Origin of the sequence: Mangrovivirga cuniculi (assembly GCF_005166025.1) — a bacterium.
GTDB classification, from domain to species: domain Bacteria; phylum Bacteroidota; class Bacteroidia; order Cytophagales; family Cyclobacteriaceae; genus Mangrovivirga; species Mangrovivirga cuniculi.
In genome coordinates, this window is record NZ_CP028923.1 from 894,349 (window position 1) to 921,152 (window position 26,804).

Genomic DNA, 26,804 nt, shown 5'->3' on the forward strand with positions numbered 1-26,804 from the left:
TAGGTAAAAAAACGGTAATTTTTAATGCCTGTGGTAAGTATAATCTAAATCAATCGGCTTCACTTGCGAGGCAATCTCTTGTTGTGTTTGCACATGATACCGGCTTGATGCACATTTCTGCCGCTCTGAAGAAAAAAATCTATAGTATTTGGGGCAATACTGTTCCGGCATTCGGATTTTACCCATATAAGACGAAGTTTGTAGTTTTTGAAAATAATAAAATTGACTGTCGACCGTGCTCAAAAATGGGATTTAAAAAGTGTCCGAAAGGTCATTTTAAGTGTATGGAAGACCAGGTCTTTGATTTTTATTTACCTTGATAACTAATTTATTTTTAAATCAGTTTTCCAAAACATGCCTAAGAATAAAGATTATTTAAAAGGATATTATCTAACCAGTTTTGCTTTTTTAGCAATAATTAGTGTAGTGTTTTTTATAATTTTTGGAGTAAGAATGATACTTGGATATGAGCCGTTTCGCTTAACAAAACTTATTGTTTTAATTTGTATTGGAATTTTTTTTAGAGCAATGTCATATTTTATATATCGATCAGATGGTTAATGTCGCTTCTCGGTAAACTTTTGGTAAACCTTATGAAGATAAGCCTGACCTAGTTGGAAATCTTTATCTGTTATCGTAGAATCCCTGACTATAAAATCTTCACTTGAAGTACTGTAGCTGTAAGTGCCATTTGGTACTTTAAAACTGTATCCCTGGCTGAAACTATACCAGGCCATTGGTTTAAAATCTACCTGAAATAAATTTTTAGAAAAATAATATTCAGAATGATCGATGTCCATTTCACCAAGTAAGGTCGCGGGAAAATCTGTCTGAGAAGAAAGTCGGTCGATCGTAAATCCTGTTTGGTTTAATGCTCCGCCTGTCCAGATCATAGGAATTTTAAACGTTTCTTCTGCAAAATATTCTGACCCATCTGGATCTCTTACCCCATGGTCAGCCATAATTACGACTAATAGGTCATTCCATAAGGTTTTCTCTTCTTTGAGGCTCTCGATTACTTTTTTGATCTGCAGGTCAGTAAAGTGAGAGGTAGAATAAACTCTTTCCTGTAATGAATTATCACCAAATTTATATTCTCCGGGCACCTCATATGGAGGATGATTTGATAGTGTAAACCAGGTAGTAAACCAGGGTTTGTTTTTACCATATTGATTAATCCGATCTATTAAAGTATCACTGACAATGTCGTCATGAACTCCCCACTTAGTTGTGCTTAATGAATCCGGGAAATTACTTTCAGTAACCAATTCATCCGTTCCGGCAGAAAGAAAATATCCTTTAAAATTGGCAAAGGTCAGATCACCTCCGTAAAAAAAGCTTGTGTGGTAGCCTTCCTTTACCAGATCCTTTGTTAAATGGGGCAAACCATAGGCGATAGCAGGGTATTTAATCACGGGAGCAACAGGATGTGCAGGAAAACCACTAAAAATAGCAGTCATTCCTTTATGAGATCGGTCTCCTGAAGCATAAAAATTATCAAAATAAATACCCTTTCTGGTAAGCTGATCCAGATAAGGAGTTACCTCCTGACCATTGTAATTTTTGTGCATGAATTTAGATGCCATGCTTTCGATAATGATCAAGAGAATATTTGGTCTTTTGGTATTTAAAACTTCTAAAAAGGGCCTTTTAACATTGAGTTTGGTAATTAAGGAATCTGCTTTCTCGTCATTATACCAATCTTTTTTTAATGCTTCGGGGTCGTATTTTGAAAGGGCATAGTTAAAATTCCACGCCGGATTTAATGCCAGCTGATTGATCTCCGAATGATTGCTGAAAAAGACTGAACCTGGATTAAGTGGAGCAATACCTATTCCACCCCGGACAGGAATAATCAGGAATCCAAGTAATAGCATAAAACCAAGAGAAAAAGGAAGCCTGAATTTAGGGAATAAAAGAATGTCCCTGGTCAGATTTAAGATAGAAAAAACCAGAAAGCCACAAAACAAAATAAAATATAAGACGGGTATTATGACCTCAGTAAATCCAACACTAGCCACTGCTTCACCAGGTGTATCTAAGAAAAGTAAGGGGCAGTGTCTAAACGAAATCCCCAGAATTGAAATAATTTCAGGTCTACAGCAGCCATTAAAGACAGGATGACAGCAAATAATATTAATATAACCCTGTTAGCATAAAACTGAAATCTATTTGTAAACAGGAAACCGACAATTAACAACACAATTGGAATTGCGACAACATATGAAGCGATTGACAGATCCATTCTCAGGCCATGAACAAATGCCATCAGGACTTCAGTAGTCTCAGCATTCCTGGTTATTTCGGAAAAATGAAACAATAAAAAAACCAGTCTGATCAGGAAGCCGGCAAAAACAAAAAGTCCAAATACTTTTAGTAGATATAAAAAGCGTTGCTTCATAAATTATTCTCCGGGTTATGATGTATACAGATCAATTGACCTGTCAAACAAAACGTAAAATTAATAAATAGTGGGATAACCAGTTGTATATTTATAATTTAGTCAAAACAGGAAGTCCTAAATGGCACTAATAAGCAAAAAGAAAATACCTTTTGAAATAAGTACCGGCCTTCGGAACTATCTTAATAAACACGACCGGTCATTTAAATCGCCTATTCATTATTCGGATTTATTGCGCTTTAATAGTACAATAGCCTTGTATGATAGAAAGGGTGATGATACACTATGGGAAACTGTTTTTTATGCAGGAAGTGAAATGGGGCATATTAATGAAAGCCTTAAAAAGATTTATGCGCTGTTAAAATCGGATGGAGATCTTTCTGTTATAGAACACTTATTTATTGACAGGGTCGATATTTGCCCCTATGGAAATAGCATGCCTTTTCGAGTAAGAATCGTCAACCAGATTAATGATAATTTTGACTATTTCTATGTAAAAAAAGCTGATGCAAGCAGGATCTATGGCCTGGAACTGGAGCATCTTTTGTCTCCTAATAGAATCAATTACCTGGTAGATGGTGATACTTTAATTGAAGAGCATATTGCAGGAGTACCTGGTGATCAGTTTATCGTGACCTATCTTGAAAATGATCATCAGTTAAATAAGATTCGATTAGCCAAAGAATTTGTGAAGTTCAATGAAAGATGCTTCGTAAGGCTTCTTGGTGATATGCACAGCAGTAACTTCGTAATTGATATTACCCCTGATTTTGAAGAAATACATTACAGAATAAGGTCTATCGATTTTGATCAGCAATCTTATGAAGGACGGAGGGCAATTTATATGCCCAAATATTTCAAGCAAAATTACCCTTTGATAAAATTAGGACTGGAAACAATGACACCGGAATCAGTTCGCCAATACCAAAAAGAGGAACGAGCGTTAATCGTTCACAGAATTCGTGCTTCCAGATATGCCTTGAAAGATTTAATGGATGTTATGATGGTTGATAAAATTTCTTTGCCAGAGCATGTAGAAAGCCTAAAAAAAGAATTGGCCGATCATTATGAAGCTCCACAATTTCTCGAATGTAAATCCATGGGAGAAATTGTGAAGCAAAGTCTTAAAATGTTACTAAGGAATATTTAATCGCGGATAATTCCATCCGGATAACTTACTATACTTTGATTTCCTTCTTCGTCTACAGCTGATATACCAAATAGATAATTATCAATTACAATTCCTTTTAAGGTATATGCTGTGGTGTTTTTATCAACAAAAACAGAATATTGCCATTGTGGTGAAGTTGTTTCCCTGTAGTGAATGATATATCCCTTAAGATCATCAGTTTCAATAGCATCCCAGCTTAATTTCGCTGAAGGCTCAACTATCCCTCCAATTTTTACATTCTCAGGAGAAGGCGGGGCTAAAGCTACCGATGCCATCGTGATTGCATTTACTGCAGTTAAAAGCCTGGTGTATTCAAAGTTCACTCCTTCAACAACATCACCATATTCTATTCCATCCTCAGTTCTGAGATCCTGGTGTTGTCTGTTATAATTTTCATGAGCTTCCATGATCCGCACTCCTGCAAATCCAAGATCATTAAATGGTCTGTGATGGCCACCTCTTCCAAACCTGTCTAAGCGATAGATCATTATTGGATTCATATATGGCATATATTTCTCAGTTACGTAGTGTACATATCTGGCTAGCTGTCTGCTGTTTCCATCATTTTCACCACCAAAAAATCTTCTTAATCTACGATCACGTTCTGATTCGGTAGGAGGAACAGGTTCTGAAAATATTCTGAAAGAGCGGTTGTCGATCACTCCATCAACACCTTCAATATTTCCAATCATATCATTATTGAGTACACCAACAATATTCCATCCTTCATCTTTTGCTTTTTGTGCAAGAAATTTCCCTCCGTATAATCCTTGTTCTTCTCCACTCAAACCCGCATAAATAATACTGCATTCGAAATCGTATTTTGATAAAATACGGGCAGCTTCGATTGCTCCGGCCATTCCTGAAGCATTATCATTAGCGCCGGGAGCATCATCTTTATAATTTAAAACATCAGAGATTCGGCTATCAATATCACCAGACATGATTATATACCGGTTTGGATATTTTGTTCCTCTTTGTATTGCAAGAACATTAACAATATAGGTATCCTCAGGAATTCTTTCGCTTTCACCTTTCTTCACGAGGTTTCTTTGATAAGATACCTCCAGACAACCATCACATTCTTTAGAAATTTCATCAAATGTAGATTTAATCCATCTTCTGGCTGCACCTATGCCCGGGTATCAGAAATGGTGTCAGATAATGTGTGACGAGTGCCAAAACCGGCAAGGGTTCTAATATCTGATTCTAACCGTTCAGCTGAAACCTCATCTATAATTTCGTACATAACGGGATTGAATTGGGTAATACCGCTCTGTGATAAAATGGGTAAGCATAAAACAAATAATATAGGAGCTAAAATTTTTTTATACATAAGAGTTAAATTTTTATATCAGTTTCTTTTGTTTAACCAAATAAACAAAAATTAGTTTCAAGGCCTAATTCACGGTCGTAATTGCTACATCTTGCCATGATTATTTGTAAATTGAATTGATCTAAATGCCAGAACTTATGTCATTAAATAACAAAAACTTATTAAGAAATAAAGCATATATAAATGGTAATTGGAGAGAAGCATCATCGGGAAATACTTATGACGTTAAAAACCCGGTGGATGATTCTGTTATCACCAGTGTTCCTGATATGGGAATGGAGGATGTGAAAAAAGCAATAGATATAGCTGATCAGAAGTTTGAAGAATGGTCATCGATGCTTGCAAAGGACCGCAGCGCAATATTAAATAAATGGTACAGGCTACTCATGGAAAACCAGGAAGATCTTGCCATTTTAATGACTAAAGAAATGGGTAAGCCCTTAAAGGAATCAAGAGGAGAGATTGCCTATGGAGCTTCTTTTATTCAATGGTTTGCTGAGGAGGCAAAGCGAATTTATGGTGATGTCATTCCTCATCATGCTGATGGCAAAAGAATTGTAGTAATAAAGCAACCAGTAGGAGTAGCCGGCATTATTACTCCATGGAATTTTCCTTTGGCTATGATAACCAGAAAGGTAGGGCCTGCACTGGCGGCGGGATGTCCTGTTGTAATCAAACCTGCACAAGATACGCCACTGAGTGCTTTGGCTGCGGCTTATCTTGCTGAAGAAGCAGGTGTTCCGGCAGGTGTTCTTAATATTATCACTTCGAGTTCTTCGTCTGAGATTGGTAAAGAATTAACAACCAGTGATAAGATCAAAAAAATATCGTTTACCGGATCGACTAAAGTAGGTAAATTACTGATGAAACAAAGTGCATCTACAGTAAAAAAAATATCCCTTGAATTGGGAGGTAATGCTCCTTTTGTAGTTTTCGAAGATGCCGACCTGGACGAGGCTGCACAAGGAGCAGTTGACTGTAAGTTTAGAAATGCTGGTCAAACATGTGTTTGTGCTAATCGAATATTAGTTCACGAAGATGTCTATGATGATTTTGTAGAAAAGTTTGCTGCTAAGGTAAAAAAACTAAAAGTAGGCAACGGCTTGGAAACAGGTATAGATATTGGCCCGTTGATTAACGATGATGCAGTAAAAAAAGTAATTGATCTTGTTCAAGATGCAATTGATAAAGGAGCTAAAATAGTCGCGGGAAGTAATGAACCGGACGGTAGATTTATTGATCCAATTGTCCTGACAAATGTGGATGATTCAGTTGAAATGTTCAATAAAGAGATATTTGGTCCTGTTGCACCGGTTTATAAATTCAGTAATGATGATGAGGCGATAAAGCTTTCAAATAAAACTCAATTTGGTTTAGCTTCGTATTTTTATTCCAGAGATATAGGTCGGATCTGGAAGGTTGCCGAACAGCTTCAGTATGGTATGGTAGGAATAAATGAAGGGTTGATTTCTACTGAAGTTGCTCCTTTTGGAGGAGTGAAAGAATCAGGTATGGGACGTGAAGGATCAAAGTATGGTATTGAGGAATATATTAATGTGAAATACATGTTAATGGGAGGGTTGTAAGCAAGTATATTAAGTTTACTTAAAGAAAATGAATAAATTTCAGTCACCGAAAAAAAATCAAATTGGAAACCTAACTACGAGGGTAGTCGGTGTCTTTTTGATTATTTTTTTAGTGGTTGGTGGATTTGGTTATATCTCCTATAATAGCTTCAATTCTCTTAATAATTCTGTGCGTTCATTAGCCTCAGCTGAAGAGACCTCAGAGCAATTAAATGAGTTGTTCAGAGACATGATGAAAGCTGAAAACCTCATCAGAATCTACATTATTACAGAAGATGATTCGACCTTCAGGGAGTATAATCAATTAAAAGACTCTATTAATATAGGATTGAAAGACCTTCAAAAGGCGATCGGAGATGATCCTTTAAGAGGAAGAAAAGTTGATACATTAAAATCTTTGTTTGACCTGAAGCAGGAGATGCTGACTGATTTTCTGGCTTTGAAGAAAAAGCAATTAAGAAATGCCTATACCGATAAGGCATTGAGAGAATTAAATCTTGATGGAAAATCAAACGATCAGATTCGTCAATTGCAATCGACCTCTGTTAGTCCAAAGTCTGATTCTCTGGTTGGAGGAGAGGTGAGTTACAGGGTCGTTGAGCGAGAAAAGCAAGCCAAAGGCATAATCGCTTCATTAAAGAGATTATTTGGTAGTAGAGAGGTAGTATATGATACAATTCCTGTGCTTGATGCAGAAAATGATTCTGCTTTAGTTACTAATGGTACTGGCTATGTCAAAAGATTAGTAGATGGTGATTCATTAGTTAATCGAATTGAAGAAATACTTACCGATTTGAGGGCAGAAGAAAGATATTATCGAAATCTCCTTTCACTTCGGGAATATAGAATATTAGAACAGGATCAAAACCTACTATTTCAAATTCAGGAGACGCTGAATGAATTAACCTCAATTGAAAGACGAACTAATTTAAGCAAACAAGAGGAGGCTCAAAATGTCGCTGATGAAGCAACAAATACCTTGTTTGCTATTGGATTAGTAGGGCTTATTGGGTCTGGAATATTGCTCACACTTGTTTTCAGAGGCGTTTCGAGAAGTAATTATTACCGCCAACGAGCTGAAATGGAGAAAAACAGGGCGGAAAGGCTGGCGAGAATTAAAGAGGAATTTCTGGCAAACATGAGTCATGAAATCAGGACGCCAATACATTCTATCAATGGATTCCTGGGGTTATTACAAGATACAGAACTTAATGAGGACCAGGTGAAATATTTGCGGACAATTAATGGAAGCGCATCTTTTCTTCTTCGTCTGGTGAATGATCTGCTCGACTTGTCTAAGCTTAATGCGGGAAAAGTAACATTACATAATGAAGGTTTTTATCCTTCTCATTTACTCGGGGAGATAATAGATTCATTTAAACCTCAAGCTGATGAAAAAGGAATTGAATTGAAATATGCTTTTAAAGCAGATAAAGATCTGGCGCTGGAAACAGATGTTTTCAGGTTCAGACAGATTCTAACTAACCTGTTAAGTAATGCTATAAAGTTTACAGAGAAAGGAACCGTTGATTTAACCTTTCAGTGGAACAATAAATACAATGTAGCAAAGATCAATATTTCTGATACTGGTATAGGGATGACTCCTGAAGAGCAAAGAAAAGTATTTAGTTCATTCTCCCAGGCAGACGCCAGCATAACCAGAAAATACGGAGGTACTGGTTTAGGTTTGGCAATTGTTAAAAAAATGATCGAGCTATTTGACGGTGCGATTGATCTGATTAGCACAAAGGGAAAAGGATCTGATTTTACAGTAAGAATCCCTATGCAGCTGGCAAGCAAGGAATTTCAGGAAGTACCGCAATCAGATGAAAAAATTAAAAGTCTGAAGGATCTTTCAGCTGCAGTAGTTGATGATGATCCAAATAACCGACTTTTGATGTCTAAAATTTTAATATCAATTGGATTTGAGGTCAGTGTTTATGAAAACCCGAAAGAATTTCTCGACAAAATCGAAAAACAGAGGTTTGATTTTATTTTTTCAGATATACAAATGCCTGATATTGATGGATTGACTCTTTCAAAAATACTTCGTGAAAACCATCAGGATAATTTCGAAAAACTGGTAGCAATGACAGCAAAAGGTGAAAGCAGGCCCGATGTACAGGAAAATAAATCAAATTTTGACAGTATTTTATTCAAGCCTTTTTCCAGAGTGGAGCTGATCAATACTGTGTTTAATCTTGCTGAAATTGAACCTGAAAAAGAAGTCTTTTCAGAAAAACCTAAATCTGATGATGGTAATAGTTCAGAATTGGATATCTCAGAAATAAAAGTTTTTGCCGGTGATGACCCTGAGATGATTCGGAATATGATAGAGGGTTTATACGGTAATATGCAAAATGACATTGCAAACTTTAGATCATATGCTCAGCAAAATGAGATCGATAACCTCAGGAAACTTGCTCATCGAATGATTCCATCCTGGAGTCACTTTTCATTTGATACTGTTTCTCAGAAACTCCGGGTTCTTGAAGAGACGATCGAGTCTAATCCAGATGCATCAGAGGAAATTTATCTGATGGCAGATGATCTTGCGGAAGAAATGTCAGCAGATATTGCTCTGATAGATAAATGGCTCAGGCGTCAATCTCATATCGCTTAATCTTATTGTACAGGGTTTTCCTGTCAATGTTCAGGATCTTAGCAGCTAAGCTTTTATTGTAGTGAGTTTCTTTTAATACCTTTTCTATAGTTTCTTTTTCACTAGTCTCCTGAAGTTGTTTTAAGTCTTTAGGATTAGTTTCCTCACTACTTTCTATACTTCCATTATTCGAAGGTAGAGTTTGTTCTGTTATTACCGGAGAAACACCTGATTTGATTTCTTCAGGCAGTTGTTCTGGAGTAATTTTATTATCCTGACAGAGCAGAACGGCTCTTTTTATAACATTTTTTAATTCACGAAGGTTGCCCGGCCATGGGTAATTCTTAAATACCTCGACTGTATCTGCGGTGAACCCCTCTATGTCTTTTCCCAATTCGTCGTTCGCTTCATTTAAGAAGTGATCAGCAAAAATAAACAGATCATTACCCCGATGCCTCAAAGGATATAATTGAATACTAAATTCGTTTAATCTATGATAAAGGTCCAGTCTGAAAGAACCCTCTTCAGCTTTTTTCTTGAGGTTATCATTAGTAGCAGCTATTATCCTTACATCGACTTCTATATCTGCGTTTGACCCAATTTTTCTAATTTTTTGTTCCTGAAGTGCCCGGAGTAATTTAACCTGAACTTCATATGATAGGTTCCCAACCTCGTCAAGGAATAAAGTCCCTCCATTTGCATATTCAAATTGGCCGGTCTTATCTTGAAGTGCTCCTGTAAAACTGCCTTTTACATGGCCGAATAATTCACTTGCAGCAAGTTCATCACTTAGGGCTCCACAGTCCACAGCAATAAAAGGCTTGCCCTGACGATTACTCTTTTCATAAATCAACTTAGCGGCAAATTCTTTACCGGTACCACTTTCACCTAAAATGAGAACACTCATGTCAGTAGGCCCAACCAGGGAAGCATGCTCATATACCTTTTTGGCATATTTAGATTCCCCGGAAATATAATCTAAGTCACCTTTTTTCCTGGATTTTTTTGATTTGCCTGAAGGGACGACTTCTTCTACCGGGTCTTTCTTTTCCTTAAGAGCTCTTTTTACTAATAATAATAGTTCATCAGGGTTCACTGGCTTGGTGACAAATTCAAATGCTCCGATCTGAATAGATTTAACAGCAGTTCTGATATCAGCATAGTGGGTCATTAATATCACCGGTGTTCCGGGATAATCGTCTTTTACTTTTTTGATTACAGAAATTCCATCCTGATCAGGAAGTTTATAATCTGTTAAAACCAGATCAACTTGATGATTTTTTAAATGATCAATTCCTGATTCAGCAGAATGAGCACTTTCCACCTCAAACTCATTACGCTTGAGGAAAGTGGTCAACATCATGTTGAATGAAGGATCATCGTCTATTACTAGTATCTTGGGCATGTAATCTTTATCTATTCCTTAGCAAATATAAAATTAGACCTTATTTTTCGAATCAGCTATTTTAACTGATAAATTTGGAACTAATTGTTTAAAGATCGACTCATTTCTACAGGAGTCACTTTAAAGCCAAGCTTTCTCAATCCTGAAATTAAACCTTCCTTACCTACCAGGTGACCGGCACCGACAGCAATAAAAGAATTTTTGTTATTGATTAAATCGGGGATTTTACTCAGCCATTCTCTGTTTCTGTCTCTTAGTAGCATATTTTTTTCATCTTCACTTAATCCATTAGACATCAGGTCTGCTTCTATAGACTCCAGTTTATTAGCAAAGTAATTCCGGATCATCAGGTTCAATAATACTTTATTTTCATCTATGTTATCTACAGCATCTTCTAGTATTTCAAGCTGCCTTAAGACACTGATTCGGTTAAAAAGCAAATTCATCTGAAAAGATGTAGTTTCAAGTCCTACTAATTCTATATTATTGTTATTTGCATAATCCAGGAAATACTGATCGATTAACACTTCGTTTGTTTCAGCAAGAACAGGGAATTCCTGCACATAAATAGCCTGAGTAAACATGCTCCAAGCCATCGCTGGTTTAAACTGGTTTAAATATAAAACAGATACACCCAGGTTTTCTTTCAATAGGTTATTGAGTTTCTTAAACTTAACACTATCCATTATATCACTTAGGAGAGTGTCCTCCATCAGGGTGTATTTTATAACTTTCCTAAGAAGGTCTGTAGAATCGGTAACTGTTTCACCTACAATTAATTCAGCTCGTGTTAAAGCCTCGGTCACTGCAGGAAGGCTGTCAATATAACTTTTGTCTAATAAATGTAAAGTGCCATAAAGATATGAGACTTTATCTGTTTCAGGATGCTCGATTTTCCAAAGCAAACTGGAGTTTTTCTGGGAAAAAAGTATTTCCGGGTGGCTAATCAGAATTATAAACAATATATAAACGCACGATTTTCTCATCCACTTTTTAATAAAAGATACATTTAATTTCGGGTTATTTCAATAATGCGAAATAAAAAAGGATCAGCAGGCGCTGATCCTTAATTCCATAGCCGGAATCTGTTAAGTATATGGTATTAGCCCGGTTGTTGCTAATACTTATTAATACTACAAAACCGTGCCAAAATGAAAAATAGTTGAAATCTGCTTAAAATCAATATGTGTGTAAATATTAGGTGAGGACCCTTTCACCTTTTTGTAGAATAATTCCACAATGTAGGGCAAAAAAAATCAGACGGTGTGTACGTCTGATTTAATTGATCGTGTGTGTGTGAATGGTTAATAAATAATAACCTTTACCTGTCCCAATAAACTTTTTATTTATGACAATTAATGTATTTCTTTTTAACTGAAATATTTAACCTAAACCGCCATTAATAACCTATTCTGATAAGTATATGGAAATTTCCATGCCAAAAATATAAATCGTTGATTGTCAGCGTATAGATTGATAGGGTTATAAAATACCCATGGACAATAACTACAAACTGGGGAATTGTTCCACAAAAAAAGGGGAACAATAACTCGTCCCCTTTTGTTTATGTTATTGCTACGCTATTAATATCTGTAGTATTCAGGCTTGAAAGGACCTTGCTTACTAACGCCGATATATTCAGCTTGCTCATTTGTTAATTCTTCAAGCTCGACGCCAATTTTTGAAAGGTGAAGTTTAGCAACTTTTTCATCAAGATGCTTAGGCAAAGTATATACCTTGTTTTCATATTTATCACCTTTATTCCATAATTCGATTTGAGCAAGAGTCTGGTTTGTAAATGAATTTGACATTACAAAACTAGGGTGTCCTGTAGCACAACCAAGATTAACCAGTCTTCCTTCAGCTAAAAGGATGATATCTTTTCCTTCGATTGTATATTTATCCACTTGTGGTTTGATAGTCTTTTTAGACTCACCGTGGTTATTATTTAGCCATGCAACATCAATTTCGTTGTCAAAGTGGCCTATGTTACAAACAATAGTTTTATCTTTCATCCTGGTGAAATGATCACCTGTGATGATATCTTTATTTCCTGTAGCAGTTACAACAATGTCAGCTTCTTTAACTGCATCAACCATCTTCTTTACTTCGTAACCATCCATTGCAGCCTGTAAAGCACAAATTGGATCAATTTCGGTGACGATAACTCTTGCACCTGCACCTCTTAATGAAGCAGCAGAACCTTTGCCCACATCTCCATATCCACCTACAACTGCTACTTTTCCGGCGATCATTACATCAGTCGCTCTTCTGATAGCATCAACTAATGATTCTTTACAGCCGTATTTGTTATCAAATTTAGATTTAGTTACTGAGTCATTAACATTGATCGCAGGCATCGGAAGAGTGCCTTTTTTCTCACGCTCGATCAACCTTAAAACTCCTGTGGTAGTTTCTTCAGAGATACCCTGGATGTTTTGTGCAAGTTCAGGATGCTTATCCAATACCATGTTGGTTAAGTCTCCACCATCATCAAGGATCATATTCAATGGTTGTCCATCTTCAAAAACTAATGTCTGCTCGATACACCAGTTATATTCTTCTTCTGTTAAACCTTTCCATGCATAAACTGGAACACCTGTTTTAGCTATAGCAGCTGCTGCATGATCCTGGGTAGAGAATATGTTACAAGATGACCACTGAACCTCAGCTCCAAGTTCGACAAGAGTCTCAATTAAAACAGCAGTTTGAATTGTCATGTGTAAACATCCAGCAATTCTTGCTCCTTTAAGAGGTTTGTCTTTTCCGAATTCCTCACGAATCGACATCAGGCCTGGCATTTCAGCTTCTGCAAGCTCAATCTCCATCCGGCCATAATCAGCAAGATTTATGTCTTTTACTTTGTACTTTAATTTAGTATCCTTTGCTTCTATCATGATGATATTACTGTTGATAATGTTAATTCTAAATTTAGAAACACAAATTTACTAAGTATGTTTTTAAATTTTCATGTTTAAACACTTATTCCTTAAGATTTTAACCTGAAATGGTCAGCTTCTGTTTATTACAAATGAGATTTCTTTTAATCCAAAGGCTTTTATACCCTCATCTGTTGACACCTGAAGTTTACCTTCATTATTTACTCCAAGGATAGTTCCATGAAAAAATTTATCTCCTGCCTGAAATAATCTTTCTTCCTGGTACCAAAGCATATTTCTATAATAAAGTGATTTTAGATAAGATGATTTTCCAGCTCTTAGTTTTAGATAAAAGGCCTCAATATTTTGGAGTATACGGAAATAGTAATCTTCAATTTCTATTTCCTTATTGGTCTCTAAAAATATAGAAGTAGCGGATGGATGGAGATTATGAGTCTGATTAATATTACTTCCAATGCCAATGATCCCTTGTTCTATTTTTCCATTTTTTAACATATTTTCTATCAATATCCCGGCGATCTTAAGTTTTTCAACGTAGATATCATTAGGCCATTTTATGTAAACATCTTTATCGGGGATAAAAGATTTTATTGTTTCGCATACTCCCAGGCTGATGGCCGCTGTAAGCAGGAATTGATTGCCTGCATCAAGAGTTTTGGGATATACAACTATACTCAATAAAAGATTTTTACCTGGTTCAGATTCCCAGGTATTACCGCGCTGACCTTTGCCGGCCGTTTGATTTGTTGTCCAGACAACATGGCCGTCCATCAAGTTTTTGCTTTGCGATAACCCTGCGGCTATGTCATTCGTAGACTGACATGATGGCAGATAATTGGAAGTTCTTCCTAATATTAAAAGATTGGTAGAATTTTTATGCAATTATTTTTAGTACTTTTGGAACAAACAATTTTTATACAATAATAAATGAATTCATCAGAACTTGCAGCATTGGTTGTAGAGGGAATGCAAGATAAGAAAGCAAAAGACGTAGTGCTTCTTGATCTTCGTGAGGTTAAAAATTCGATTTCAGATTATTTTATCATCTGTACAGGTGGTTCTGACACTCAAATTGATGCTATTGCAGACTCCGTAGAAAAAAAGGTTTACGAAGAAGCAGCAGAAAATCCGTTTAATAAAGAAGGAAATCAAAATAATCAATGGGTAATTATCGATTATGTCGATGTAGTGGCCCATGTCTTCTCCCCAAAAAACCGTGAACACTATAATCTGGAAAACTTATGGGGTGACGCAAATATTAAACACTACGAAAACACTATTTAATTTTTAGGCTTAACGAACAAAGTATTATATTGAACGTTAATGTATCAACACATAAACTGTAAGGTGTAAAGAATGGCAAACGAGGGAAAAAATAAAGGCAAAAAGAATTTGCTTCCCAATAAAAATCCGCGCAGACAAAATTATCAGATGTTAATTATTCTGATCATCCTGTCGGTACTTGTTGGTTTCATGATGTTAAATAACTCCGGAGGAGCTACCAGAATCACACAGAAAAAATTCGAGGAAATGTACCTCGATAAAGATGTGAAAAGGGTAGAGCTGGTCAAGAACCAGGATCTAGTGGAGGTATTTCTGAAAGAAGAAGCACTTGAAAATGAAAAATATAAAGAACTTTTAAATGGAAATTCAACCTTCGGCTTTACCGGAGGGCCGCAATTTTTCTTTAAAGTAGCTGGTGCTGAAAAGTTCGCTGAAGACTTTAGCAAACTAGAGGCCGAAGCCGGTGGTGATCAACCGGGTCTTGAAATTACTGAAAGGGAATCTCTCGGAGAATTCTTTTTTAGTTATGGATTGATCTTTTTAATGATCATCGGATTTTTCTTCCTTATGAGAAGAATGACCGGTGGTGGTGGTCCTGGTGGACAAATATTCAATATTGGTAAATCTAAAGCAGCTCTATTTGATGCTGAAAATAAGGTTAAAATTACTTTTAATGATGTTGCCGGTCTGGATGAAGCTAAGGAAGAGGTAAAGGAAATTGTTGAGTTTCTTAAGAATCCGGGAAAATTCACTAAGCTGGGAGGTAAAATACCTAAAGGTGCACTCCTTGTAGGACCTCCGGGTACAGGTAAAACTCTTCTTGCAAAGGCAGTTGCCGGTGAGGCAGCAGTTCCTTTCTTTAGTTTATCAGGTTCTGACTTTGTGGAAATGTTCGTCGGTGTTGGAGCAGCACGTGTGCGTGACTTATTTAAGCAGGCTAAAGAGAAAGCACCTTGTATCGTATTTATTGATGAGATCGATGCAATTGGTAGAAGCAGAGGTAAAGGACAGATGCCGGGTTCTAATGATGAACGTGAAAATACACTGAATTCATTACTGGTTGAAATGGATGGTTTCTCTACTGATAGTGGAGTTATTATACTGGCAGCGACCAACAGACCTGATGTTCTAGACCAGGCGCTTTTGAGACCTGGACGTTTTGACCGTCAGATCAGTGTCGATAAACCGGATATCGTAGGACGTACTGCAATTTTTAAAGTTCACCTAAAGCCAATCAGATTGGATAGCGAGGTAGATGCTAAAAAACTTGCTGCTCAGACTCCGGGTTTTGCAGGAGCTGAAATAGCCAACGTCTGTAATGAAGCTGCTCTGATTGCAGCCAGAAAAAATAAAGAAAAAGTCGATATGCAGGATTTTCAGGATGCTATCGACCGGGTGATCGGAGGATTAGAGAAGAAAAATAAAATCATTTCCCCTGAAGAAAAAGAGATTGTTGCTTACCACGAGGCTGGTCATGCTGTAGCAGGTTGGTTCCTTGAGCATGCAGATCCATTGGTAAAAGTAAGTATAGTTCCAAGAGGTATTGCCGCATTAGGTTATGCACAGTATTTACCTAAGGAGCAGTTCCTGTATCAGACAGAACAGTTAATAGATGAAATGTGCATGGCTCTTGGCGGTCGTGCAGCCGAAGAAATAACTTTTGGTAAGATTTCAACAGGTGCCTTATCTGATTTGGAAAGAGTGACTAAAATGGCTTATTCTATTGTTACTGTTTATGGAATGAATGATAAAATCGGAAATGTCTCGTTTTATGATTCAAAAGGTCAGAACGATTACTCGATGACTAAGCCATATTCAGAAAACACAGCTAAGTTGATAGATGAAGAAGTTAAAAAAATCGTTTCATCAGCTTACGAGAGAGTAAAGAAACTACTTCTTGATAAAAAGGATAAATTAGAGATTCTTGCAAAAGAACTTCTAGAGAAAGAGATTCTTTTCCAAAACGACCTGAATAAGTTGATCGGTCCAAGACCATTTAAGCATCAAACAACTTATCAGAAATTTACCAGTGAGGTAGAAGAACAGGAAAAAGAAGAAGAAAAGAAGAAAAAAGAAGAAGATAATAAAAATCAGGCTTCGACCAATGGTCATGAAAAACCGGAAGCTGCAGAAGTAGATTCGACCGGTGATAAGCCTGATGAGGATTCCAAGTCCTGATCAATTAATAAAAATTCACAAAGCCGGGTACAAATGTGCTCGGCTTTTTTTATTTTACTTGATAATTATTGCAAAAAAAGTGCATTTTTGCACAAATTTTTTAAATAATGCCTGAATTAAAGATCGATCTTCAAGAAGATAAAAAATTATATTTTGCTTCTGATTTTCATTTGGGAGTTGATGCTATCGACACAAGTATAGAAAGGGAAAAAAAGCTTATTTCCTGGCTTAAAAGTGTATCAGAAGATGCTCATGCAATTTTCCTTGTCGGAGATATTTTTGATTTTTGGTTTGAGTATAAGAAAGTAGTTCCCAAAGGGTTTGTTGGTTTTATTAATCAAATTCGTGAAACGGTAGATTCCGGGATTCCGGTTTACCTTTTTAAAGGAAACCACGATATGTGGATGTTCGATTATCTACCAGAGGTTACAGGGGCTGAAATAATTTCTGATGAACTGAAAATAGGTGTTAATGGAAAAAGGCTATTTATACATCATGGAGATGGTCTTGGGCCTGGAGATAAGTCATACAAACTACTCAAGAAAGTTTTTCGAAGTTCAGTTTGCCAGTGGTTGTTTGCTGCATTACACCCCGCAATTGGAATGGGCATAGCCCACTTTTGGTCCTCTCAGAGCAAGAAGAAAAACAATGGCCTGGAGCAAACTTTTGAAGAAAAGGAAAAAGAAAATATTTGGCTGTTCTGCCGTGAAAACGAAAAAGTTCAGCACTTTGACATGTACATTTGTGGACATAGACACTTGGTGCTAGAAATGGATGTAACAAAAAATAGTCGTTATTATAACATCGGAGAATGGATGACAGGAGCTCCATACGGAGTATTTGATGGTCAGGAATTTCACTTATGTACTTACACAGGATAACTATAGCATTTATTATTGGATTGATAATACTGGCTTCTCCAGGTGGATTTGCTCAGAAAAATAATACAGTACTAATACCTGTTAATAACACATGCCTGGCAGTAATTACCGATGATCAAATTGTTTTTAAGGATGCTTTAAGTAATGTTGATAAAAAACTACCTACCAGAAACAGAAATCAACTCGTTTTCTATGGCGGGAATGAAGTGATAACCTTTGACAAATTCTCTCAAACTGTATATTTCCTCGATGGGAATTTAAATCTTGTGAGAGAGTTATCTCTTTTTGATTATTCGAATTTTTCTATTGATTATTTGTTTTACAAAGGGTTCGATGTATTCACAGCAATTTCAATAAATGAGAAAAAGGTCAGTAACATTGATCTTAAAACTGGTGAGGTATTAGAAGTTTCTGATAATGAGCTTTCAAAACTAGGTCAAAACTCAATCGTTATACCCACCAGGATCCCCACCGCATTGATTTCTGACAATAAATTGATCTATGTCACTGATTCCGGAATAGATATCCGCGAAGATCATCTATTCGATAAAGTGATTGGGTTTCAAGGCAAGGATCTTCTCCTTCATTCAGTTGATGGAGAAAATTTTATTTTCAATTTAAAAGCAAACCATCTTTTTGAATGTGATGGCCTGGAGATTGATTATCAGGAGAAAGATTCCATAAGAATCATGGACGGAAAGCTTTACTATTATACCGCTCAGGGACTTCTACTTCCATTAAGCACTCAGATTTACCGTTGCAGGTAAAATATTCTCTTCTCCTTGTCCGAAAACGATACAAATAGACTATATTGTGTTCAATAATGAACAGCCGCTTTTTCGGTTAATTGCTTTATAGTGTGATTACGGGCATTTTTATTATTGGCACATTATTGGACTTATATTTTTTACAAAGAAGAGAAAAACAATGGAAGAAAAAGAACTGGGTAAAATATTAATAATCGATGATGATGAGGATGTGTTATTGGCTGCCAAGCTGCTATTGAAAAAGCATGCGAAGGAAGTAATAATAGAAAAGAACCCTAAGAAAATCCCTTTTCTCCTTAATAACGACACCTATGATGTAATCCTTCTGGATATGAATTTTAGTAAGGATATCACCTCTGGGAAAGAAGGTTTTTACTGGCTAGAACAAATTAAAGAAAAGGACCCCAACGCAGTCGTTATTCTTATTACAGCTTTTGGAGATGTAGAGATGGCTGTTAGAGCACTTAAAGTAGGAGCAACCGACTTTGTATTAAAGCCTTGGCAAAATGAAAAGCTGGTAGCTACAATTTCCTCAGCCTCTCGTTTAAAGCAATCATATAACAAGGTTGAGCAATTAAGTACTGCAAAAAAGTCTCTGGAGGAAGAAATATCCCAATCTTTTAAAGATATCATTGGTGAGAGTCAACCGATGCAAGATGTGTTCAATCTTATTGATAAGGTTGCTAAGACAGATGCAAACGTATTGATTCTTGGTGAAAACGGAACCGGAAAAGAGTTGGTTGCAAGAGCTTTACATGCCAGGTCGCTAAGGCATGAAGAGGTATTCGTATCGGTTGATATGGGAGCAATAACAGAAACGTTATTCGAAAGTGAACTTTTCGGGCATAAAAAAGGAGCGTTTACAGATGCCAAGGAAGACAGAGCTGGTAGGTTTGAGGTAGCGAATAATGGAACGCTCTTTCTGGATGAAATCGGAAACCTGAGTCTTCCCCTTCAGGCGAAACTTTTAGCAGCACTTCAAAACCGGGAGATCAGACGTATTGGTTCAAATAAAACAGTTAATATCGATATACGATTAATTTGTGCTACCAATATGCCGGTATATGAAATGGTCTCAGATAATTCATTCAGACAGGATTTGCTTTACAGGATAAATACAGTAGAAATTAAGCTTCCTGCACTGAGAGAAAGACGTGATGATATTCCTCTTCTTGTTGATCACTTTGTAAAAATATATTCGAAGAAATACAGAAAGCCTATTCAACGTGTTTCAGCAAATGCTTTGAAAAAATTAAAGGCTTACCAGTGGCCAGGTAACATAAGAGAATTACAGCATGTGGTTGAACGATCTGTCATTATGAGTGATGGTGACGTACTGGATGAACACAACTTTTTACTTTCTTCTCAGGCAACGAGCGACGAGCCAATTTTAGGAGAAGATGTTTTTAACCTGGATGAAGTGGAAAAGCAGGTAGTTCAAAAGGCAATTAATAAACATAGTGGAAATATTTCCAAGGCAGCAAAGGAGCTAGGGCTTACGCGTGCTGCATTATACAGAAGATTAGAAAAACATGGTCTCTAGTACCTTTAGATTTAATATAATTTTTAGAATCGCGATATTATTGATATCGGTTTTCCTTTTAGCACATCAGGTTTACTCTAATGGAAATCTGTTGGGAAGCTTATTAATTCTTTTGCTAATCGTCTTTCAAATCATTTCCTTCGTAAAATATATCGAGAAATCTAATGAAGAGATTCTGGGTATAATAGATAGCCTGGGAGAAGAAGATTTCACTGTTGAAAATCAGAAAATCGCCAACGACTCTCCCGATGCAACCTCTAAAATTCTTCAGAAGCTTCAGGAAGTAAACCAGGAGAAGGAGGCACATTATCAATACCTGAAAAATATAGTTCAGCATTTGGGAATTGGTATTATAACATTCGATAAGAATGGGAAGATTCAGATCATGAATACTGCCGCTAAAAGGTTGCTGAAAGTTAGACAGGTCAAATCTCTGGAGGAACTCAGACCAATTAGTGAATTGCTTGTAAACTCATGTTATGAATTAAGGACTGGAGGAAGAGATCTGATTAAAATAAAGCAGCAGGATGATATGGTTCAATTGGCTATTTACGCTATTGAATTAACTCTTAAAGATGAAGAATTCAAACTTGTATCAATTCAGAATATCCAGTCTGAACTCGAAGAAAAGGAAATGGAAGCCTGGCAAAATCTTATCAGGGTACTTACCCATGAGATTATGAACTCTGTTACTCCAATTAGTTCATTAGCGGCAACCGTAGAAGGGGAGCTCCAGGGTCAGCTCTCAAATGGTATGGAAATGAACACAATGTCTAATGAAGATGTTGAAACAATCCATATGGCAGTCCAGACAATCCAACGACGAAGTGAAGGATTAATAAAATTTGTTTCAGATTTTAGAAACCTGGCTCGGGTCCCGGATCCCAAATTTGAAGATGTTCAGCTTATTACAATATTTAACAGATTGAGAACATTATTTAAAAATGATCTGGATAGCAATGATATTGAATGCAATTGCACCATCATACCAGAAGATCTGACCTTAAAAGCAGATCCGGAGTTATTGGAGCAGGTATTTATCAATTTAATAAAGAATTCGATTCAGGCATTCGAAAATTTAGATGATGACAGAAAAAGGATGATCGATATTCATGCTACCCAGGGACCTAAGAATCAAGTTCTTATTAAAATTGAAGATAATGGGCCGGGAATAGATCCTGAAGCCCTGGAAAAATTATTTATTCCATTCTTTACCACCAAAAAGTATGGTTCTGGTATTGGATTGAGTATTTCAAAACAAATTCTTAGAAAGCACAAAGCTGCTATATCAGTAAAATCAGAAGATAATGTTGGTACTGAATTTACTATCAGGTTTTAATTAGATTCTGATAAATGGGACCAGAGAAGACACCTTTTTAATATAATTAGTATATCCTGGCTTTCTCTCTATATTTCTTTTCTCCATCATTGGTATACTGATAAATTTAAAAAGAAAAATTAGTGAGATTAGGCCTGATATTGTCCACATTCCTTCAAAACCAGGTAATGGAATAACGGAAATGAATATTCCTGTCCAGAAAAGAAGCTCCCCAAAATAATTCGGGTGCCTACTAATTTTCCATATTCCACTATCAATAAATTCATTGGAAGATGAAAAAGTTTTGAAATCCCTGAGTTGTTCATCTGCCATTAATTCTATAAATGCCCCGGCTGTGCAGACTATAAAAGCTACATAATCCCATGGGTTAAGAACGGAACTATAAGGTATAGCATAAAACAAAGGCAGACAGCCTGCATAAACCCAAAGCGTAGGTAGAAGATGAATACCAAAGAAACTGGCAGGCCAATATAATTTACCTGTTTTTTCAGCTATAATTTTGTAACGCCAATCTTCATGATCCAATCCTTTCCATCCTTTAATCCAGTTTATGGTTAACCTAATTGACCAGATTAAAACTGCTGTTAAAATCATTCCTTGTCTTTCTGTATTGCCTTCCGGGTTCTCTATTATCAATGCAATGACAATCAAAGGAGGGACAACCGACCAATACGGATCGTACATGCTCGAATTTCTTGTAATGACACTTCCGATAAAAATAACAACTGTTCCCGCCACGTCTGCAAAGAAAATTCTGTAAAAAGAGTTGAACTCTGAAGTATAGATCCAAACTAAGGCAGCTACACCCAAAGCAATAAGGTAGCAGGCTGTTACAATTATTAAACTCGAGGTTTTATCGGTTTTCATTATTATCTTCTGGTTAATAGAAAAATTTTATGGCTGGTTTTAATCTACCGCCGGTATCAACACTGGCAGGCACAGACATTTTTAATTTCTTTAAGATAATAAGGAAGGGAAGAATTCAAAAGCGCTATTATTTTAAAGTATTTATAACGTTTTTAATTTGCTTAATAGCATCACCATTTCACTTATATGAGAAAGTATTTTTTAGCAATAAATTAAAAAATCACAATTTTTCTAATCCACCTTTATTTATCATTGGCCATTGGAGGTCTGGAACAACCCATTTGCACAATTTATTGGCACAGGATCCCAGTGCTTCATTTTTTACAACTTACCAGGGAGTCTTTCCTGATAACTTAAAAAGCAAGCTGATTTTTAAATCTTTCATGAAAATGTCGATGCCTGGTAAAAGACCTTCTGATAATGTAAAGCTCAACGTTAATTATCCTCAGGAGGACGAATTCGCAGTGAGTAACTCAGGACTTGAATCATTTTATAACTTCTTTTATTTCCCTCATTTATATGATTATTATTACCAAAATGGAGTCAAATTTAATGAGGATAAGGATATTATTTCCTGGTTAACTGGATATGAAAGGTTGATGAAGAAGGCAGCTTACAATACTGGAGATGGACGCCTAATAGTGAAAAACCCTGTAAATACGGCTAGAATAAAATACCTGGCAGAATACTTTAAAGAATCAAAATTTATTTTCATATATCGGAATCCAATAATAGTTTATTTGAGTACTCGTTCATTTTTTAATAGTTTGTTCCCCTCATTAACTCTTCAGGAAATAAACAAGGAACAAATCGATGAGATAGTGATAGATCTTTATAAGAGATTGATGAACGATTATTTTGAGCAAAAAGATAAAGTCAGGAGGGATAATTTAATAGAAATAAAATTTGAGGATCTTGAGAAATACCCAATACAACAGCTACGCGAAATATATGCGAAGCTTGACCTTGAAGACTTTGAAGGAATAAAAACTCATTTCGAAACATACCTCAATTCAAGGAAAGGATATAAAAAAAATAAATACTCAATATTCTCAGAAGAACTAGATGTGGTATCCAACCACTTAAAGCCTTATATGGAAATTTTGGATTATCAAATCCCTGAAGATCTTAATGTAATTTATTAAATAAGAAGGTTGCCAGCTAAAAAATAATTAAACCCATTGTGTAAACAACATGAACTTCATAGTAGTTATTGACCTATATTTGCATTGATTAAAACATCTTCATACTATGCACAAGGTAGTGACTCTGGTGAGTCTGATTTTTTTGGTAAGTATAAATTTATCTGCTCAGGAAAAGTTTACAATAAGTGGATATGTCAAGGAAGCTTCGACCGGGGAAGCCCTGATTGGTGCATCTGTAGTAGCCAATACTACCCCTCCTAGTGGTTCTGTTACAAATAATTATGGTTTTTACTCTCTCACTTTACCTGAAGGTAAGTACGAAATCACTTTTTCTTTTATTGGGTTTGAACAAGTCGTTCGGAATGTTGACCTCAACGGCAATCTAAAAATAAATATTGAACTGGAAGATGTTGGCCGGGAATTAGAAGAAGTTGTGGTTACCGGAAAAAGAGAGGATGAGAATGTGGAAGATATTTCAATGTCAAAAGAAGAATTGAGCATTGAAAAAATAAAAGCCATGCCAGCCTTATTTGGAGAAGTAGATATAGTAAAGAGTTTACAAATGCTGCCGGGAGTTCAGTCGGCTGGAGAAGGTACAACCGGATTGTTTGTAAGAGGAGGAAGTTATGATCAAAATTTAGTCCTTCTCGATGAAGCTACTGTTTATAATGCCTCTCATTTTTTAGGTTTTTTCTCAGTTTTTAACCCCGATGCTGTTAAGAAAGTTACTCTGTACAAAGGAGGAATACCAGCAAAATATGGTGGTAGACTTTCGTCGGTAGTTGATATCCAGATGAAAGAAGGAAATAGTAAAGAATTTTCCGGTTCAGGAGGCATCGGAACTATCTCAAGCCGACTTACTTTGGAAGGACCAATTAAGAAAGATGTAAGCTCATTTATAGTAACTGCACGGAGAACATATGCTGACCTGTTTCTTGCTTTAAGTAACGATCCAAACATTAGTAACAACAAATTATATTTTTATGATTTTAATGCGAAGGCTAACTATAGGTTCAGTGAAAAAGACCAGATCTTCGTGTCAGGATATTTTGGTAGGGATGTTTTCAATTTTGATAATGACTTCGGCTTAAAATGGGGAAATACCACGCTGACAGGAAGATGGAATCATGTTTTTAATGATAAGTTATTCCTTAATTCAACAGCTCTATATAGTAGTTTTAATTACGGGTTTCAGATAGATAATTCTTCTCAGAACTTTGAATGGCTGGCAAATCTCAGTGAAGTTGCCGGCAAATTTGACTTTACATACTTCCATAGCCCTTCAGTTACCTTATCATTTGGATCACATTCAATCTATCATATATTCTCACCTGCTGAAATAGAACCTCTCAATGATGAATCTATAGTAGAGAGCTTTTCTTTAGATAATAAATATGCTTTTGAGCAGGGACTTTATGTTGATTATGAGAAAAAAGTTAATGAAAGGTTATTGTTACAAGCGGGCCTGAGATATTCCCTTTTTTCTAATATCGGACCAAGTGATGTGTATATCTATGAAGGAGGCGAACCATCTCGAGATGCTGAAATAATTGATACGGTATCCTTTGCCAGAGGAAAGAATATTGCTTTTTACGATGGTTTCGAGCCACGGCTTAATATTAGGTATAAGCTTAATAAGAGTTCATCGATTAAGGCATCATATATGCGGACAATGCAATATTTACAAATTGCAGCCAACTCAACCGCTGGTTTACCTATTGACAGATGGATTCCCGCAGATAAATATATTAAACCACTTAGTGGTAACCAGGTGGCAGTTGGGTATTTCAGGAATTTTAAGGAAAATACATTCGAGTTTTCAACGGAACTTTATTATAAGCATATGGAGAACGTAATCGACCTTCTCCCTGAAGCAGATGTTTTTCTAAGTAATAATATTGAAACCGAATTAGCCGCTGGCCGTGGCTGGGCCTATGGTCTCGAATTTCAAATGAAAAAACAAAAGGGTGCTACAACAGGCTGGTTAAGCTATACTTTATCCAGAACTTTCAGACAAGTACCGGGCATAAGTAATGGAGATCCTTACCCCGCCAGATATGATAGGATACACGATATATCTCTGGTATTAAATCATGAATTCAATAAAAGAGTTTCAATGGGATTAAATTTTGTTTACTCTTCCGGACAGGCAGTTTCATTTCCTATTGGACGGTATGAGGTAGATGGTCAATCTGTTCCATACTATGATGACAATAACAGAAATAGTTCCAGAATGCCTGATTACCACAGGCTAGATCTCAGTTTGACTTTAAATGGAAAGGAAAAATCTGACCGTAAATGGGAATCATTTTGGAATTTTTCAATTTATAATCTGTATTCAAGAAAAAATCCGTTTTCGATTGAATTTAGACGAATTTATAACAATGACGTAGATTTTGATCCGCAGGAAGATGGTAATCCAGGAGAACAATATAATAGCAGACCAGCATCTGTAAAAACGTATTTATTTGGCATCATTCCTTCAGTATCTTATAATTTTAAATTTTAAATGAAAAGATCACTTTTATATATCGCAGTTATTGTCGGGTTGCTCATTGCATCCTGCCAGGAAGAGGTAAGACTCGATCTAACTGACGGAGACCCACAGATAGTTATTGAAGCCAGAATAACAACTGACCCGGGTCCGCACCTGATTAAATTAGGTTTAACAACTAGTTATTATGAGGAATCAGGTAATGATACTGTAAGAAATGCTGCTGTTCGACTTATAGAAGAAAATGACGGAGAAGTTACTCTAAACGAAATGTATCCGGGTTATTTTTATACTCCAGAAGGGTTTCAGGCCGAAGTTGGTGAAGAATATACTCTTGAAGTAGAATATAATGGGCAGACATACTCAGCGACCGGAGAGGTTTTGCCATTTCCAATCCTGGACTCGGTAGTTGTCAGATATCAGGAAGAAAGAGTATTTAGAGAGGCAGGATACTACTGTTATTTTTATGGTAAGACTCCAAAAGGTCAGATAAATTATTATAGGTGGATGGTTTATGAAAATGATACTTTATTCAACGACAGGGGTGATTATCTTCTGGCAGATGATGAGTTCGTCCAGGAAGATATTTCGAACTTAGAACTACCTTATCCATTTGAAGTTGGGGATACAGTAAGAATAGAGCAATACGCATTGAACGAAAAGACATATACTTATTTCCTCGGCCTGGTAAACTTACTATTCAACGATGGAGGTATATTTTCTCCCGCTCCTGTTAATCCAACTACTAACATTAAAAATGTCACCAATGAAGGCAATCCCCCGTTGGGATATTTTCAGGTTTCGAGTGTTATAACAGAAACTCTAGTAATAGAAGAAGAATAATAGTATGTCGAATGACATTTAATAGTATTTAACTTAAATGGCCTAAGTATTGTTAAAGTCTT

The 26,804-nt window shown here is 36.2% G+C and carries 21 protein-coding genes; 13 read left to right on the forward strand and 8 right to left on the reverse strand.

The window, feature by feature from the left end; translation table 11 throughout:
- Positions 1-17: 17 nt before the first annotated feature.
- Positions 18-320: a glycosyltransferase family 9 protein gene (locus DCC35_RS21720; RefSeq protein ID WP_317129011.1), complete on the forward strand. Its 303-nt coding sequence runs from the start codon at positions 18-20 to the stop codon at positions 318-320.
- 237 nt (positions 321-557) lie between these two features.
- Here the strand turns inward: DCC35_RS21720 and DCC35_RS04055 are convergent, their stop codons facing one another.
- Positions 558-2,021 carry an LTA synthase family protein gene (locus DCC35_RS04055; protein WP_137089584.1) on the reverse strand — a complete coding sequence of 488 codons (1,464 nt, stop codon included), beginning with the start codon at positions 2,019-2,021 and terminating at the stop codon, positions 558-560.
- 17 nt (positions 2,022-2,038) lie between these two features.
- Positions 2,039-2,401, reverse strand: coding sequence for a hypothetical protein (locus tag DCC35_RS04060; RefSeq protein WP_137089585.1), 363 nt, complete (start codon positions 2,399-2,401; stop codon positions 2,039-2,041).
- Between the two features lie 121 nt (positions 2,402-2,522).
- On the opposite strand from DCC35_RS04060, the gene DCC35_RS04065 reads away from it, so the two are divergent.
- The gene (locus DCC35_RS04065; protein ID WP_137089586.1) at positions 2,523-3,551 is read left to right on the forward strand and encodes a hypothetical protein; all 1,029 of its coding nucleotides are present in this window, start codon (positions 2,523-2,525) and stop codon (positions 3,549-3,551) included.
- On the opposite strand, the gene DCC35_RS04070 is transcribed toward DCC35_RS04065, so the two are convergent.
- Positions 3,548-4,615 carry a M28 family metallopeptidase gene (locus tag DCC35_RS04070; protein WP_217495912.1) on the reverse strand — a complete coding sequence of 356 codons (1,068 nt, stop codon included), beginning with the start codon at positions 4,613-4,615 and terminating at the stop codon, positions 3,548-3,550. The two genes, DCC35_RS04065 and DCC35_RS04070, sit on opposite strands and share 4 nt — an antisense overlap.
- A 430-nt stretch (positions 4,616-5,045) precedes the next feature.
- On the opposite strand from DCC35_RS04070, the gene DCC35_RS04075 reads away from it, so the two are divergent.
- Together DCC35_RS04075 and DCC35_RS04080 are read left to right on the forward strand one after the other, a co-directional pair.
- Positions 5,046-6,494, forward strand: coding sequence for an NAD-dependent succinate-semialdehyde dehydrogenase (locus tag DCC35_RS04075; protein WP_137089587.1), 1,449 nt, complete (start codon positions 5,046-5,048; stop codon positions 6,492-6,494).
- Positions 6,495-6,522: 28 nt separating this feature from the next.
- Positions 6,523-9,117, forward strand: a complete 2,595-nt coding sequence (locus DCC35_RS04080; RefSeq protein WP_137089588.1) for an ATP-binding protein — start codon at positions 6,523-6,525, stop codon at positions 9,115-9,117.
- Here DCC35_RS04080 and DCC35_RS04085 read toward each other — a convergent pair.
- The 4 genes from DCC35_RS04085 to DCC35_RS04100 form a co-directional block, all read right to left on the reverse strand.
- A complete protein-coding gene (locus DCC35_RS04085) occupies positions 9,092-10,501 on the reverse strand; it encodes a sigma-54-dependent transcriptional regulator (protein WP_137089589.1) in 1,410 nt (469 codons plus the stop codon). The two genes, DCC35_RS04080 and DCC35_RS04085, sit on opposite strands and share 26 nt — an antisense overlap.
- An 80-nt stretch (positions 10,502-10,581) precedes the next feature.
- Positions 10,582-11,406 (reverse strand): TraB/GumN family protein, encoded by an 825-nt coding sequence (locus tag DCC35_RS04090; RefSeq protein ID WP_175402709.1) that lies wholly within the window; start codon positions 11,404-11,406, stop codon positions 10,582-10,584.
- 678 nt (positions 11,407-12,084) lie between these two features.
- Positions 12,085-13,398 (reverse strand): adenosylhomocysteinase, encoded by a 1,314-nt coding sequence (ahcY, locus tag DCC35_RS04095; protein WP_137089591.1) that lies wholly within the window; start codon positions 13,396-13,398, stop codon positions 12,085-12,087.
- Between the two features lie 114 nt (positions 13,399-13,512).
- A complete protein-coding gene (locus DCC35_RS04100) occupies positions 13,513-14,283 on the reverse strand; it encodes a biotin--[acetyl-CoA-carboxylase] ligase (protein ID WP_137089592.1) in 771 nt (256 codons plus the stop codon).
- A gap of 45 nt (positions 14,284-14,328) precedes the next feature.
- Here DCC35_RS04100 and rsfS point away from each other — a divergent pair, with 45 nt between their 5' ends.
- The 6 genes from rsfS to DCC35_RS04130 all read left to right on the forward strand — a co-directional run bounded on the left by rsfS (position 14,329) and on the right by DCC35_RS04130 (position 21,393).
- Positions 14,329-14,685: a ribosome silencing factor gene (gene rsfS / locus DCC35_RS04105; RefSeq protein WP_137089593.1), complete on the forward strand. Its 357-nt coding sequence runs from the start codon at positions 14,329-14,331 to the stop codon at positions 14,683-14,685.
- A gap of 72 nt (positions 14,686-14,757) precedes the next feature.
- The gene (gene ftsH, locus DCC35_RS04110) at positions 14,758-16,863 is read left to right on the forward strand and encodes an ATP-dependent zinc metalloprotease FtsH (protein ID WP_137089594.1); all 2,106 of its coding nucleotides are present in this window, start codon (positions 14,758-14,760) and stop codon (positions 16,861-16,863) included.
- A gap of 107 nt (positions 16,864-16,970) precedes the next feature.
- Positions 16,971-17,744: a UDP-2,3-diacylglucosamine diphosphatase gene (locus DCC35_RS04115; protein ID WP_137089595.1), complete on the forward strand. Its 774-nt coding sequence runs from the start codon at positions 16,971-16,973 to the stop codon at positions 17,742-17,744.
- Positions 17,726-18,511, forward strand: coding sequence for a hypothetical protein (locus tag DCC35_RS04120; RefSeq protein ID WP_137089596.1), 786 nt, complete (start codon positions 17,726-17,728; stop codon positions 18,509-18,511). The genes DCC35_RS04115 and DCC35_RS04120 overlap by 19 nt, the downstream gene beginning before the upstream one ends.
- 160 nt (positions 18,512-18,671) lie before the next feature.
- Positions 18,672-20,054, forward strand: a complete 1,383-nt coding sequence (locus DCC35_RS04125) for a sigma-54-dependent transcriptional regulator (protein ID WP_137089597.1) — start codon at positions 18,672-18,674, stop codon at positions 20,052-20,054.
- Between the two features lie 91 nt (positions 20,055-20,145).
- Positions 20,146-21,393: a sensor histidine kinase gene (locus DCC35_RS04130; RefSeq protein WP_246070142.1), complete on the forward strand. Its 1,248-nt coding sequence runs from the start codon at positions 20,146-20,148 to the stop codon at positions 21,391-21,393.
- Here DCC35_RS04130 and DCC35_RS04135 read toward each other — a convergent pair whose 3' ends face one another.
- The gene (locus DCC35_RS04135) at positions 21,394-22,260 is read right to left on the reverse strand and encodes a DUF1295 domain-containing protein (protein WP_137089599.1); all 867 of its coding nucleotides are present in this window, start codon (positions 22,258-22,260) and stop codon (positions 21,394-21,396) included.
- 29 nt (positions 22,261-22,289) lie between these two features.
- Between DCC35_RS04135 and DCC35_RS04140 the strand changes: the two genes are divergently transcribed.
- From DCC35_RS04140 to DCC35_RS04150, 3 genes are all read left to right on the forward strand, one after another.
- Positions 22,290-23,405: a sulfotransferase family protein gene (locus DCC35_RS04140; protein ID WP_137089600.1), complete on the forward strand. Its 1,116-nt coding sequence runs from the start codon at positions 22,290-22,292 to the stop codon at positions 23,403-23,405.
- A 106-nt stretch (positions 23,406-23,511) separates the two neighbouring features.
- On the forward strand, positions 23,512-25,914 hold the full coding sequence (locus DCC35_RS04145; protein ID WP_137089601.1) for a TonB-dependent receptor: 2,403 nt from the start codon (positions 23,512-23,514) through the stop codon (positions 25,912-25,914).
- Positions 25,915-26,742 (forward strand): DUF4249 domain-containing protein, encoded by an 828-nt coding sequence (locus DCC35_RS04150; protein WP_137089602.1) that lies wholly within the window; start codon positions 25,915-25,917, stop codon positions 26,740-26,742.
- Positions 26,743-26,804 lie beyond the last annotated feature (62 nt).

Bases quoted from the DNA above. Each gene is read 5' to 3' on its own strand.
- ahcY (WP_137089591.1), bottom strand. From the start codon at position 13,398: ATGATAGAAGCAAAGGATACTAAATTAAAGTACAAAGTAAAAGACATA.
- DCC35_RS04075 (WP_137089587.1), top strand. From the start codon at position 5,046: ATGTCATTAAATAACAAAAACTTATTAAGAAATAAAGCATATATAAAT.
- DCC35_RS04135 (WP_137089599.1), bottom strand. From the start codon at position 22,260: ATGAAAACCGATAAAACCTCGAGTTTAATAATTGTAACAGCCTGCTAC.
- ftsH (WP_137089594.1), top strand. From the start codon at position 14,758: ATGGCAAACGAGGGAAAAAATAAAGGCAAAAAGAATTTGCTTCCCAAT.
- DCC35_RS04140 (WP_137089600.1), top strand. From the start codon at position 22,290: ATGGCTGGTTTTAATCTACCGCCGGTATCAACACTGGCAGGCACAGAC.
- DCC35_RS04080 (WP_137089588.1), top strand. From the start codon at position 6,523: ATGAATAAATTTCAGTCACCGAAAAAAAATCAAATTGGAAACCTAACT.
- DCC35_RS04150 (WP_137089602.1), top strand. From the start codon at position 25,915: ATGAAAAGATCACTTTTATATATCGCAGTTATTGTCGGGTTGCTCATT.
- DCC35_RS04145 (WP_137089601.1), top strand. From the start codon at position 23,512: ATGCACAAGGTAGTGACTCTGGTGAGTCTGATTTTTTTGGTAAGTATA.
- DCC35_RS04125 (WP_137089597.1), top strand. From the start codon at position 18,672: ATGGAAGAAAAAGAACTGGGTAAAATATTAATAATCGATGATGATGAG.
- DCC35_RS04065 (WP_137089586.1), top strand. From the start codon at position 2,523: ATGGCACTAATAAGCAAAAAGAAAATACCTTTTGAAATAAGTACCGGC.
- rsfS (WP_137089593.1), top strand. From the start codon at position 14,329: ATGAATTCATCAGAACTTGCAGCATTGGTTGTAGAGGGAATGCAAGAT.
- DCC35_RS04085 (WP_137089589.1), bottom strand. From the start codon at position 10,501: ATGCCCAAGATACTAGTAATAGACGATGATCCTTCATTCAACATGATG.
- DCC35_RS04060 (WP_137089585.1), bottom strand. From the start codon at position 2,401: ATGAAGCAACGCTTTTTATATCTACTAAAAGTATTTGGACTTTTTGTT.
- DCC35_RS04120 (WP_137089596.1), top strand. From the start codon at position 17,726: ATGTACTTACACAGGATAACTATAGCATTTATTATTGGATTGATAATA.
- DCC35_RS04115 (WP_137089595.1), top strand. From the start codon at position 16,971: ATGCCTGAATTAAAGATCGATCTTCAAGAAGATAAAAAATTATATTTT.